Here is a 12,501-nt window from a genome sequence, read left to right on the forward strand (position 1 = left end):
GATTGCGGCCATGGAACTCAAAGAGATCGCCCCCGGATATTTCGTATCCCCGCAAATCGCGGTCGAAGACGTGCCGCAGATCGTTGCGGCCGGCATCACCCGCGTGATCTGCAACCGCCCCGATGAAGAGGTCATGGCCGATCATCAGGCGCAAACAATCGGCGCGGCGGTGCAGGCTGCCGGGCTGGACTTCGCCACCATCCCCGTGACGACCGACGGCATGTCCATGGACGACGTCGCGCAACATGCCGAACTGATCGCCGGGGCCTCCGGTGCGGTGCTGGCCTATTGCCGGTCCGGAACGCGCAGCACGATCATGTGGGCGCTGGGTCAGGCGGGAACGCTTCCGACCGAGGAAATCCTGTTTGCGGCCGCGCGCCAGGGCTACCAGCTCGACGGGCTGCGCCCGACCCTGGACGCCATCGCGCTGCGCCAGGGCTGAGCGTCCGCGCTCAGCTTTCGGGGAGATCGAGAGGGGCCGCCGCGAAGTCGAAATCGAGCGGTACGGCCTCCTCCCCCTCGTCCGGGCCATCGCCGAGGGCGGCATCCAGATCGAAATCGCCGGAGTCGAAGGCCATGGACGGCAGGTCCGGAAGCTCCTCCGTCATGGCGTCGGCGGGAAGCGCCACCTCCTCCGCATCCTCGATCTGCGCCAGTTCCGCGGCAAAATCCGGCTCCGCCTTCGGCGTGTCGCGCGATTTCTTCGGCAGCTCCTCCTGATCCGAGTCGTCGTCGGCGGCGGCACCGGCACCCTCCGGCCAGGTGATGCGGACCGCGCGCATGCCGTTCATCTGCCCCAGCCGCCCGCCCGCGATGGCCACGCCGTAGCTCGCCTGCAGCGTAACCCCATCCATCGCCTCGGGCTTCAGCGGCAGCAGATCGCCCGGCTTCAGCGCCTGCGCCGCCTTCAGCGGCAGGCTGATGCGGCCCAGCACCGCGTCCATCCGCACCGGAAGAAGCTTCATCTTGCGTTCGTGCGGGCCGGGTTCGTCGGCGGGCGCGGCGCTGTCGACGCCGGCATGTTTCACGGCGCCGGGACGTTCCGGCATGATCAGCAGCAGATCCCCGCGCCGCCGGCCGAGCGCAAGGTCGATCGAGACGCGGAACATCCGGTAGGACGCCGCGTCGAGCAGCAGCGCGGCGGTGCGCGCATCCTCGACCATCGCGCCATAGCGGAACCCGTCGAGTTGCGGCAGCAGCGGATGCTCTTCGAGATAGCGCGTCAGCCGGGTCATGGTGCCGTCGATCAGCGGCCCCATCATCGCCGCGTCGGTCTGGGTCAGGGGGCGATCCTCGACCGGCATCTGGGTGACCTGGAGGATGGTCTGGATCTCGATCAGGCCGGTCATCACCTCCCGGTCGACGGCGGCAAGGCCGATCGCCCCGTCGGGACCGTCCAGCAGCAGGAGCAGCACGTCGGGCGCCAGCGATTCGATCACCCCGTCCTGATCCAGCATTTCCTGGCTGACGCCATGCGTGACCAGCGCAAGATCCCACAGGACATCCGCCGTGCGCGACAGCGCCCGGCGCAGGGCCTTGGCAGGCGACATGGCGCGCGCCTCGAAAGCGCGGCGCGCGGCTGTCGCCTTCTGGCCCAGCACATCCTGTCTTGCGGCTTCTCCCATGATATTCTGGCCTGTTCTCCGGCTGATCTCCCCGGAGTTATGGCGTGATTTGGTTACCAAGCACTTTAGATTGCCGGGAATCCGGGGCTGCGCGGCTCATTGTGCCGCAAGCGCGAGATCGGCCGGAAGCACCACCCGAAAGGCCGCGCCGCCCTGCCCCGGAAGATAGGTGATCTCGCCTCCGAGGCGGGCCATGATCTGGCGGCAGATCGCGAGGCCGAGCCCGGCGCCGCCCGCCTTCTGATCGCTGACACGGGCGAATTTCTCGAAGATCATGTCCTGCGCGTCACGGCTGATCCCGGTGCCGTTGTCGACGAAATCCACCACGATGCGGGCGCCGGTCTGGATGCGGATATCCAGCTTCGGCACCGGAGAATCGCAATATTTCCGGGCATTTGCGATCAGGTTGATGAAGACCTGCGCGAGCCGGTCGAGATCGGTGTGCAGCATCACCTGTTCGGCCGCCGGATCGCGCCGGATGCGCAGGCGCACCCCCTCGTCGTCGGCCGCCGCCGCCGCGATGGCGCGGTCCAGCACCCCGGCAAGCGTGCCCTGGCGCAGGTTCAGGCTCACCTGCCCGTTCTCCAGCACCGACAGGTCCAGCAGGTCGTCCAGCAGCCGGGTGAGGCGAATCGCCTCGTCGTGGATGATCGAGGCGTACTTGCTCTTGTCCGCGGGGCTCAGCCCGTCGGTGTCGCGCAGGATCTCGGAAAAGGCCCGGATCGAGGTCATGGGCGTGCGCAGCTCGTGGCTGATCTGGCTGAGGAAGGCATCCTTCTGCACCGAGAGGCGCGTGAGCTTGGCATTCGCCTCGCGCAGCTGCGCCGCCGTACGCGCCAGTTCCCGCGACTGGGTTTCGAGCCGGGCGGAATATTCCATCATCTGCGCGGTCTCGTCGGCCACGGCCATGAGATCCTGGACCGACACCGACATGCCGCCGACGATCTGCCCCACCATTGCATGCGCCGTCGCCGCCCCGACGGAGCCCGACAGCTCCCGCTCCAGCGTCTCGAGGAACTCGGGCGAGGGTTCGGGCAGCATGCCCCGCAGACCCTGGCGCTGCGCCTCGCGGTTGAACAGCGCCTGCGCCTCGCGCGGGCCGAGGATGCGCTGCGCCATGATCATCAGGTCCTCGGTCTGGGCGACGCCCCCGGCCCAACTGCGCGGCCCGGTGGAATGATCGAAGACATTGACGAACTGCGCGCCCTGCAACCGCTCCAGCGGCGAGGGGAAACTGGCGAGCGAGGCTAGCACGAAGCCCGAGGTGTTGAGCGTCATCGACCAGAACAGCGCGTGCAGCAGCGGGTCCATGCCCGAGATCCCGAACAGCGCCTGCGGCCGCAGGAAGGACAGTCCGAACGCCCCGTGGGTCATCCAGGCATCGGGCAGGAAGATGCCTTCGCCGAAGCTGGGCAGGAACAGCGTGTAGCCCCAGCAGCCGAACCCCAGCGTGAGCCCGGTCAGCGCCCCCACCCGCGTCGCGCCGCGCCAGAAGATCCCGCCGAGCATCGCGGGCAGCACCTGCGCCACCCCGGCAAAGCTCACCAGCCCGATGGTGGCGAGCGCCGCGCCGCCCCCCGAGACGCGGTAGTACATGAAGCCGAGCATCACCACGCCGATGATCGACAGCCGCCGCGACAGCAGCACCACGTTGCGCACGTCCCCCGAAACCTTGGCCCCGGTTTCGGCCACCTTCAGCCAGATCGGCATGACCACGTGGTTCGAGACCATCGTCGACAGCGCGATCGCCGCGACGATCACCATGGAGGTGGCCGAGCTGAAGCCGCCGAGGAAGGACAGCACCGCCAACCCGTCGTGACCGAGGCTCAGCGGCAGGGTCAGCACGAAGAGATCCGGGTTCGATCCGGGCGGCAGCAGGTCGAGGCCGACCACCGCGATCGGCACGACGAAGAGGCTCATCAGCCCGAGGTAGAGCGGAAAGGCCCAGCTTGCCGTGCGCAGGTGCATCTCGTTGTCGTTCTCGACCACCAGCACCTGGAAGATGCGCGGCAGGCACAGGAAGGCCGCCGCCGACAGCAGCATCAGCCCGGCCCAGCGGCCGCCGTCGATATGCCAGCGGCCGAGCGGCGAGGCGTCGATCCGCGACAGCACGTCGCCGATGCCGTCCGCCGCGCCCCAGACCACGAAGACCCCGACCGCCAGCAGCGCGGCGAGCTTCACGATGGCCTCGACCGCGATGGCCATGACCACGCCGTTGTGCCGTTCGTTCGCATCGAGGTTGCGGGTGCCGAAGATCACCGTGAACAGCGCCAGCCCCGCCGCGACCCAGAGCGCGGTATGGCCCTTTTCCTCGCCCGCGGCGAGATCCCCGGCCGAGAAGACCTCGAAGCTGAGAGTGACCGATTGCAACTGAAGCGCGATGTAGGGCGTGGTGCCGACGACGGCGAGGATGGTGACCCCGATGCCGAGCAGGTTGGACTTTCCGTAGCGTGACGAGATCAGGTCCGCGACCGAGGTGATGCGCTGCGTCCGCCCGATGCGGACCAGCTTGCGCAGCACCCACCACCAGCCGACCAGCACCAGCGACGGGCCGAGGTAGATGGTGAGGTATTCGAACCCCGACCGCACCGCCGATCCCACCGCGCCGTAAAAGGTCCAGGCGGTGCAGTAGATCGACAGCGACAGGGTATAGACCGTGGCCGAGCGCAGCCAGCGCACCTGCCCGCGCTTGGCCACGCGCTCGGCGGCGAAGGCCACGCCGAACAGGAACAGCGCATAGGCGATGCCGATCAGGATCAGCGTGTTGAGCATGCTCATGGCGCGGAGATCCTGCCCGGCGGCGCCTCCTGCGACGGCCCGCTCGCGGTCGCCGGGTCCGGTTCGGGCGCCGCATTCGGCGTCGGGGCGGCGCCCGGATCGGAATCGCTGCCGCGCAGGGCGGTGGCGATCAGCGCCGCGCCGATCACCAGCAGCGCCCAGACCCCGAAGAGATAGATGATGGCCGAAGAGGACCGCACCACGCCGAAACCCGTCTCTTCCCACAGCAGCGGAATGAGCCAGAGCACCAGCCCGAAGAACGGCAGCACCCGCGCCGCATCCATCATCCGCCGCCGCCGGTAGCCCTGCCGTTCCAGAAAGACCGGCGGCTTGGGGCGGGGCAGATCGCGCTCGCTCATGGCACCCCGTTCACGAGGCTGCGCACCATGCGGACCATCTCGGCATTGGAGAACGGCTTGGACATGAAGGCGCTCACCCCGGCCCGTTCGGCCATCTCGCGGTCGCGCGTCTGGCCGCGCGCGGTCAGCATGAGCACCGGAAGCTGCGCGGTCGCCGCCTCCTCGCGCAGGTCGCGCAGGATGTCGTAGCCGCTCTTGCCCGGCAGCATGACGTCGAGGATCAGCAGGTCGGGCGTGTTCGCCCGGAGCCGGTCGTTCGCGGTCGTGCCATCGGAGTGCGTCTCCACATGCAGCCCCTCGCGGGACAGGATGAAGCTGATCGCCTCGATGATGTTCGGCTCGTCCTCGATCAGCAGGACATGTTTCGACATGCGCTCCCTTCCCCCGGTCGAGGACCCCCCTTCGATCCCCACCGCGGTGTTCCTCCCCCGTGACGCATTCGTTATCGCCAATGTTTTCGCGGGTGTCAAAACTCCTCTTGACCCGCGCCGCCCATCAGGGACGGTTCGCGCCGCGCCGGGCATCCGGCGCGCGGGCAGATGCGGCAGGTGACGCCGACCTCCTCCACCGTGTCCTCGGGCCCGTGGCGGACGGGCGCGATCATCATGTGCGCCTCGTAGACCGGTTCGCGGTTGGCTTCCGGCAGGGTCGCGGGATGGGCGACGGCAAAGGCGCGCACCGTGCCGGTCTGCCGCCCGGCCGAGCGCAGCAGCCGCACCAGGACCGTCATCGGGCGGCTCAGGGCCGGGAACAGCGGCCAGAGCGGACAATCCGCCCCGAAGCGCGGGATCGGGAAATCCGGCAGCGGCTTGCGGAAGGTCAGCGCACCGGAGGCGTCGCAGATGGCAAGCCCCACCGCCCCGCAGGGCGCGTCCGGCGGCAGCGTCGCGAGGCGGCGCATGGCGCAGGCCGGATCGGTGCCGAAGGCGCGCGACAGTTTCAGCGGATCGGCCCCGGTCCGGTCCAGCGCCCCGAGCACCGCGTCGAGCGGCATCCGCGCCGCATCCTCGGCATAGCGCCCGAGCACCCGCGCCAGAAGCGCCCGCGCCATAGGGGTGAGATCGCCGCCCAGAACCGGCAGCACGGCGGCGACGCTCTCGCCCGCGTCCAGTGCCGCGATATGGTAGGCCTGCGCCTCGAGAACCGCGTCGACCTCTTCCTGCGGCGTGCCGCGCCCCGCCGCGGCCTGCCCCTCGGCTTCGAGATAGGCGGCAAGGCTGCGGCTGCTGTCGGCCAGCCGGGCGCTGTCCTCGTGGATGTTGCGATGGAACCGGCGCTGCCAGTCGGGATCGACCCCGCCCGGCTCGACCAGGATCGAGGCGGCGGAGCGGATCGCGGTCACGGTCGACAGGATCTCGTGCAGGGAATCCGCCAGGTGGGGATCGTGGGCCAGCCGGTCCGTCAGGGTCTCGACCGTGCGTTCCAGCGTGTCGATGCGGGCGCGGTTCTCGGCCAGCAGGCGCGCCCACCCGGGAAAGCGGCCGGCGAATTCGTCGACGCGGTCGAGCTCGGCGCTGCTGTCGCGCGCCCGCCCCGCCGCCTCGCGCAGGGAGGCGATGAGCGCGGCCTCCGCCCCCTCGGTCAGGATCGAGGGTTCGACCGCGAGCACACCGGCGATCCGCAGCAGCAGCTTGCCGCCGATTCTGCGGCGGTTGTGTTCGATGAGATTGAGATAGGAGGCAGAGATATCCGCCTCGCGGGCCAGATCGGCCTGCTTCATTCCCAGGATGATCCGCCGTTCGCGGATGCGGGAGCCGGTGAGCGTGTCGCGCGCCATCCGCCTTTTCCAGTCCTTTCAACGCCTTTCTGCGGCGCAATATCAATTAATTTACAGTTAACCATGTCACACTGTGCATTCCTTGACAAAAAAATTGTTTCTCCGGCGGCAGTTGTTGCGTGATTTTCTTTCACCCGCAAAGATCGGCTTTGCATGGGAAACCATGCCTGCGCCTGGCGGGAAGAGGGGCCCGCCGCGCGCAAATCGCAACATGGGAGGAACTAGATGTCCAAGAGCAATCTGACTCGACGCGGCATGCTCAAGACCGGCGCCATCGCCGGCGCGGGTGTGGCGCTGCCGACGATCTTCACCGCAGGCTCGGCCCGCGCGTTCACCAACGAACCGACAGGCGGCTCGGTGACGCTGGGCTTCAACGTGCCGCAGACCGGTCCCTATGCCGACGAGGGCGCCGACGAGCTGCGCGCCTACGAACTGGCGGTCGAGCATCTGAACGGCGGCGGCGACGGCGGCATGCTGAACACCTTCTCGTCCAAGGTTCTCGACGGGACGGGCATCATGGGCAAGAAGGTGGAATACGTCACCGGCGACACCCAGACCAAATCCGACGCCGCCCGCGCCTCCGCGCAGTCGATGATCCAGAAGGACGGCGCGATCATGATCACCGGGGGGTCGTCCTCGGGCGTGGCCGTTGCGGTGCAGGGCCTCTGCCAGGAGGCCGGCGTGATCTTCATGGCGGGTCTCACCCACTCCAACGACACCACCGGCAAGGACAAGAAGGCCAACGGTTTCCGTCACTTCTTCGACGCCTACATGTCCGCCGCCGCGATGGCGCCGGTGCTGGCCAAGCAGTACGGCACCGACCGCAAGGCCTACCACCTGACCGCCGACTACACCTGGGGCTGGACGCAGCAGGAATCCATCGCCGCCGCCACCGAGGCACTGGGCTGGGAGACCGTCGAGAACGTGCTCACCCCGCTGGCACAGACCGATTTCTCGTCCTACATCGCGCCGGTCCTGAACTCGGGCGCCGACGTGCTGATCCTGAACCACTACGGCGGAAACATGGTCAACTCGCTGACCAACGCCGTGCAGTTCGGCCTGCGCGAAAAGCAGGTGAACGGCAAGCAGTTCGAGATCGTGGTGCCGCTGTTCTCGCGCCTGATGGCGCGCGGCGCCGGTGAGGCGATCAAGGGCATCCTCGGGTCGACCAACTGGCACTGGTCGCTGCAGGACGAGGGCACCAAGACCTTCGTGAAATCCTTCGGAACCAAGTACGGCTTCCCGCCGAGCCAGGCCGCGCACACCTGCTACGTGCAGACCCTGCTCTATGCGGACGCGGTCCAGCGCGCGGGCTCCTTCGATCCCTGCGCCGTGGTCGAGGCGCTGGAAGGCGGCGACAGCTCGTTGCCGGGCATCTCCTCGCCCTCCAACAAGGGCTTCCTGTTCGACGGGCTGGGCAACGGCCAGACGCTCTACCGTTCGGCCGACCACCAGTGCTTCAAGGACGTGCTCGTCGTGCGCGGGAAGGAAAACCCGACCTCCGAGTTCGACCTTCTCGAAGTGGTCGAAGTCACGCCGGTCTCCCAGGTCTGGTACGAGCCCGATCACCCGATGTTCGCGGGTGGCTCGCTCGGCAGCTGCAACCCGGGCGCCTGATCCGACTCCACCGCTGACCCGGCCGCGCGCAAGCCGCGGCCGGGACCCTCGCGTCCCGGCCCCGTGCCGGGACCTCTTCCTGTTCTTTCGACCGCGAAGGCTGGGACAATGGACGCAATCATCCTGCAAATCCTGAACGGGCTCGACAAGGGCTCGGCCTATGCGCTGATCGCGCTGGGACTCACGCTGATCTTCGGCACGCTCGGCGTCGTCAACTTCGCCCACGGCGCGCTGTTCATGATCGGCTCGTTCTGCGCCGTCACCCTGAGCCGGGTGCTGCAAGCCTCCCACCAGGTGATCGACGAGAGCCGCACCGACTTTCTCGGCAACCCGCTCAAGGTCGACGTGCCCTATGTCATGGACTGGTTCGGCGAAGCCACCGGCAGCGCCATCATCGACTGGGCGGTGCCGCTGGCCATCCTGTTCTCGATCCCGGTGATGATCGCGCTCGGCGTCATCATGGAACGCGGTCTCATCAAGCATTTCTACAAGCGCCCCCACGCGGATCAGATCCTCGTGACCTTCGGCCTCGCCATCGTCATGCAGGAGATCATCAAGCAGATCTTCGGCGCCAACCCGATCCCCACCCCGGCGCCCGACGCCTTTCGCGGCTCCTTCGATTTCGGCACCATGCTGGGCTTCGATCCCAACGTGATCATCTACCCCTACTGGCGCCTCGTCTATTTCACCTTCTCGGCACTCATCATCGGCGCGGTCTTCGCCTTCCTGCAGTTCACCACCTTCGGCATGGTGGTGCGCGCGGGCATGGCGGACCGCGAGACCGTGGGGCTGCTCGGCATCAATATCGACCGGAAGTTCACCATCATGTTCGGCCTCGCGGCCGCGGTGGCCGGGCTTGCGGGCGTGATGTACGCCCCGATCAACTCGCCTAACTACCACATGGGTATGGATTTCCTGGTTCTCAGTTTCGTGGTGGTTGTCGTCGGCGGCATGGGCTCCCTTCCGGGTGCCGTTGCCGCCGGCTTCCTTCTCGGAGTGCTCGAAAGCTTTGCCTCGATGAACCAGGTCAAGGCGATCCTTCCCGGTATCGACCAGATCATCATCTATCTCGTCGCCATCATCATTCTGCTGACCCGTCCGCGCGGCCTCATGGGCCGCAAGGGCGTGATGGAGGACTAAGTCAATGTTCGGTCTCGGCAAGAAAGACTTCACCCTGTTCCTGATCGTCGTGGCGCTGGCCCTGTTCGCGCCCTTCATCCTGAACCCCTTCCCCACCGACAGCACGCTGGCGCAGTTCAACGCCGGATATCCCGACCTCATGCAGAGGTTCGTGATCTTCGGGATCTTCGCCATCGGCTTCAACATCCTGTTCGGCCTGACGGGCTACCTGTCCTTCGGCCATGCCGCCTTTCTCGGCGTGGGTTCCTATGCGGCGGTGTGGATGTTCAAGCTGCTCAGCATGAACGTCATCCCCGCGATCCTGCTGGCGATCGTCGTGTCCGGCCTGTTCGCGGTGCTGATCGGCTACATCTCGCTGCGCCGCTCGGGGATCTACTTCTCGATCCTCACGCTGGCCTTCGCGCAGATGTCCTACAACCTCGCCTATTCGGTGCTGACACCGATCACCAACGGCGAGACCGGGCTGCAGATCTCTCTCGACGATCCGCGCGTGCTGGGCGTCTCGGTGACGCCGGACGGCGGCATCCCGGTCACCAGCCTCTTCGGCTTCGAGATGCGCAGCTTCACCACGCTCGACATGGGCGCCTGGAGCTTCAACTTCTCCGTCGGCTACTACGTCTGCGCGATCATCATGATCCTCGCCTTCTACCTGGCGATCCGCATCTTCCGCTCGCCCTTCGGGATGATGCTGCGGGCGATCAAGTCGAACCAGAACCGGCTCTACTACACCGGCCTCAACGCCAAGCCCTACACGCTGGCCGCCTTCGTGATTTCCGGCATGTATGCGGGGCTCGCCGGCGGGTTGCTGGCCTGCATGGACCCGCTTGCCGGGGCCGAGCGGATGCAGTGGACCGCCTCGGGCGAAGTGGTGCTGATGACCATTCTCGGCGGAGCGGGCACGCTGATCGGCCCGGTGCTGGGCGCGGGCTTCATCAAGTATTTCGAGAACATCTTCTCCAAGATCAACGATCAGGTGCTGCACGGCTGGTTCGCCTGGCTGCCCGACGGGCTGGAGGATGTGGTCGTCACCCTCGTCCATCCCTTCGTGGGCAAGGGCTGGCACCTGACGCTGGGCCTGATGTTCATGCTGATCGTGATCTTCCTGCCGGGAGGCCTCGTCGAGGGCGGCCAGCGCATCGGTCGCGCCCTGCGCGGTCGCAAGACCCGCGACAGCAAGTCCGCCGTCACCGATCCGGCCGAATAAGGAGCGCACCATGGGCATTCTCGAAGTCAAGGACGTGAACAAGCGCTTCGGCGGTCTCAAGGCCCTGTCCGAGGTCAACCTCTCGGTCCGGGAAAACACCGTCCACGCGATCATCGGGCCGAACGGCGCGGGCAAGTCGACCCTGCTGAACTGCCTCGTCGGCAAGCTGATCCCCGACACCGGCTCGGTCATGTTCGACGGGCAGTCGGTGCTGGGGCGCAAACCCTACGAAATCAACCAGATGGGCATTTCCCGCGTATTCCAGACGCCCGAGATCTTCGGCGATCTGACGGTGATGGAGAACATGCTGATCCCGCTCTTTGCGCGGCGCGACGGCATCTTCCGCCTGCATGCGGTGAAATCCGTGCAGTCCGAGTCCGACCTGATCACTCGGGCCGAGGCGATGCTGGCCGAGGTCCGGATGCTGGACAAGCGCAACATGCACGCCGCCTCCATGTCGCGCGGCGACAAGCGGAGGCTCGAGATGGCCATGTGCCTCGTGCAGGAGCCGCGCCTGTTGCTGCTGGACGAACCGACCGCCGGCATGGCGCGCGCCGACACCAACAACACCATCGACCTGCTGAAGCAGATCCGGGACACGCGTGACATCACCATGGCGATCATCGAGCACGACATGCACGTGGTGTTCTCGCTCGCCGACCGGATCACCGTGCTGGCGCAGGGCACGCCGCTGGTCGAGGACGTGCCCGAGAACATCAAGGGCCATCCCAAGGTGCAGGAAGCCTACCTTGGCGAACACGCGTGACGGCGGAGGGCAGGAATGGGGGCCGGGATGTTTCTTCTGATCTTCGTCATCTACACCGCCGACGACTCGCTGGGCCAGGTCGTGACGGAAGTCTTCGAGACCCGGCAACAGTGCGAAGCGGCAGAGGACGCCATTCGCATCCGGACCCGGAACCGGGCCGACAGGATCGAAGCCGACTGCGTCCCCATATGACCGCCCCGCGCGGGCGGCCATCGAAGTGCAAAATCACGGAGCTGAAAAGATGAACGTCAGACCGGACTTTTCCAAGAACGCCAACATGGCCGAAACCGCGCCGGCCTTCCTCTCCGTCTGGGACATGCATTCCTATTACGGCGAGAGCTACATCGTTCAGGGCATCAATTTCAACGTCCACGAGGGCGAGATCCTCGCCCTGCTCGGGCGCAACGGGGCGGGCAAGACGACGACGCTGCGCTCGATCGCGCGCATGGGCTCGCCGCAGGTGCAGAAGGGCGAGATCTGGCTCGATCACCAGCCGCTGCACAAGATGACCTCCTACGAGGCGGCGGGCGCGGGCCTCGGCCTCGTGCCCGAGGATCGCTGCATCATTCCCGGCCTCACGGTCGAGGAGAACCTGCAGCTTGCCCAGATCGCGCCGCCGGTGGGCTGGTCGATCGAGCGGATCTACGAACTCTTCCCGCGACTCGGAGAACGCCGCAGGCAGGAGGGCGTCACCCTCTCCGGCGGCGAGCAGCAGATGTTGTCCATCGCCCGGGCGCTCGCGCGCGATATCAAGGTGTTGCTGCTGGACGAACCCTACGAAGGTCTTGCCCCTGTGATCGTCGACGAGATCGAAAAGACCCTGCGCCACGTGAAGGAGCAGGGCATGACCACGATCATCGTCGAACAGAACGCCGTGCGGGCGCTGCAACTGGCCGACCGGGCGATCATCCTGGACACCGGATCCATCGTCTTCGACGGAACCGCCGCGGAAGTGCTTGAAAATGAAAGCCTGCGGGCAGAATATCTTGCCATCTGAACGCGCTCCGGCCCCTCCTGCGACCAAAGCAGCCTTGTCATCGGGGGCCGGGCGCGTTTCCCTGCCCCCGAAACAGGAGGAGCAATCCCATGACGAACAAATCCTACCCGCCGTCGCCGTCGTTCACGTCTGGTGCGCATGTCGATGCGGCGCGGTATGACGAGATGTATGCGCGGTCGCTGAGCGATCCGGACGGGTTCTGGGCGGAGCAGGCGGAGCGGCTGGAGTGGATCTCGGC

The 12,501-nt window shown here is 66.8% G+C and carries 13 protein-coding genes; 8 read left to right on the forward strand and 5 right to left on the reverse strand.

Annotated elements, in window-relative coordinates; translation table 11 throughout:
* Window positions 1-10 precede the first annotated feature (10 nt).
* Window positions 11-442, forward strand: a complete 432-nt coding sequence (locus ACN0RJ_RS11305) for a TIGR01244 family sulfur transferase (RefSeq protein WP_417718841.1) — start codon at window positions 11-13, stop codon at window positions 440-442.
* A gap of 10 nt (window positions 443-452) precedes the next feature.
* Here the strand turns inward: ACN0RJ_RS11305 and ACN0RJ_RS11310 are convergent, their stop codons facing one another.
* The 5 genes from ACN0RJ_RS11310 to ACN0RJ_RS11330 form a co-directional block, all read right to left on the reverse strand.
* Window positions 453-1,625, reverse strand: a complete 1,173-nt coding sequence (locus ACN0RJ_RS11310; RefSeq protein WP_417724325.1) for a FliM/FliN family flagellar motor C-terminal domain-containing protein — start codon at window positions 1,623-1,625, stop codon at window positions 453-455.
* Window positions 1,626-1,721: 96 nt separating this feature from the next.
* Complete coding sequence (locus ACN0RJ_RS11315; protein WP_417718839.1) at window positions 1,722-4,403, reverse strand: ATP-binding protein; 2,682 nt, start codon at window positions 4,401-4,403, stop codon at window positions 1,722-1,724.
* Window positions 4,400-4,762 (reverse strand): hypothetical protein, encoded by a 363-nt coding sequence (locus ACN0RJ_RS11320; protein ID WP_417724326.1) that lies wholly within the window; start codon window positions 4,760-4,762, stop codon window positions 4,400-4,402. The genes ACN0RJ_RS11315 and ACN0RJ_RS11320 overlap by 4 nt, the downstream gene beginning before the upstream one ends.
* Window positions 4,759-5,133, reverse strand: a complete 375-nt coding sequence (locus ACN0RJ_RS11325; protein WP_417718837.1) for a response regulator transcription factor — start codon at window positions 5,131-5,133, stop codon at window positions 4,759-4,761. Before ACN0RJ_RS11325 ends, ACN0RJ_RS11320 begins: the two co-directional genes overlap by 4 nt.
* 95 nt (window positions 5,134-5,228) lie before the next feature.
* Window positions 5,229-6,539 carry a short-chain fatty acyl-CoA regulator family protein gene (locus ACN0RJ_RS11330; RefSeq protein WP_417724327.1) on the reverse strand — a complete coding sequence of 437 codons (1,311 nt, stop codon included), beginning with the start codon at window positions 6,537-6,539 and terminating at the stop codon, window positions 5,229-5,231.
* 225 nt (window positions 6,540-6,764) lie between these two features.
* On the opposite strand from ACN0RJ_RS11330, the gene ACN0RJ_RS11335 reads away from it, so the two are divergent.
* From ACN0RJ_RS11335 to ACN0RJ_RS11365, 7 genes are all read left to right on the forward strand, one after another.
* Complete coding sequence (locus ACN0RJ_RS11335) at window positions 6,765-8,156, forward strand: ABC transporter substrate-binding protein (RefSeq protein ID WP_417718835.1); 1,392 nt, start codon at window positions 6,765-6,767, stop codon at window positions 8,154-8,156.
* Between the two features lie 108 nt (window positions 8,157-8,264).
* The gene (locus ACN0RJ_RS11340; protein WP_417718834.1) at window positions 8,265-9,296 is read left to right on the forward strand and encodes a branched-chain amino acid ABC transporter permease; all 1,032 of its coding nucleotides are present in this window, start codon (window positions 8,265-8,267) and stop codon (window positions 9,294-9,296) included.
* 4 nt (window positions 9,297-9,300) lie between these two features.
* Window positions 9,301-10,500: a branched-chain amino acid ABC transporter permease gene (locus ACN0RJ_RS11345; protein ID WP_417724328.1), complete on the forward strand. Its 1,200-nt coding sequence runs from the start codon at window positions 9,301-9,303 to the stop codon at window positions 10,498-10,500.
* Window positions 10,501-10,510: 10 nt separating this feature from the next.
* Window positions 10,511-11,266 (forward strand): ABC transporter ATP-binding protein, encoded by a 756-nt coding sequence (locus tag ACN0RJ_RS11350; RefSeq protein WP_417718832.1) that lies wholly within the window; start codon window positions 10,511-10,513, stop codon window positions 11,264-11,266.
* A gap of 27 nt (window positions 11,267-11,293) precedes the next feature.
* Entirely contained in the window at window positions 11,294-11,458 is a 165-nt protein-coding gene (locus tag ACN0RJ_RS11355; RefSeq protein ID WP_417718831.1) for a hypothetical protein, read from the forward strand.
* A 49-nt stretch (window positions 11,459-11,507) separates the two neighbouring features.
* Complete coding sequence (locus tag ACN0RJ_RS11360) at window positions 11,508-12,263, forward strand: ABC transporter ATP-binding protein (protein WP_417718830.1); 756 nt, start codon at window positions 11,508-11,510, stop codon at window positions 12,261-12,263.
* 164 nt (window positions 12,264-12,427) lie between these two features.
* Window positions 12,428-12,501 (forward strand): acetyl-coenzyme A synthetase N-terminal domain-containing protein (locus ACN0RJ_RS11365; RefSeq protein WP_417724331.1); only part of this gene is annotated, 74 nt, incomplete at its 3' end.

Origin of the sequence: Salipiger sp. (assembly GCF_048261495.1) — a bacterium.
Classification (GTDB): Bacteria; Pseudomonadota; Alphaproteobacteria; order Rhodobacterales; family Rhodobacteraceae; genus Salipiger.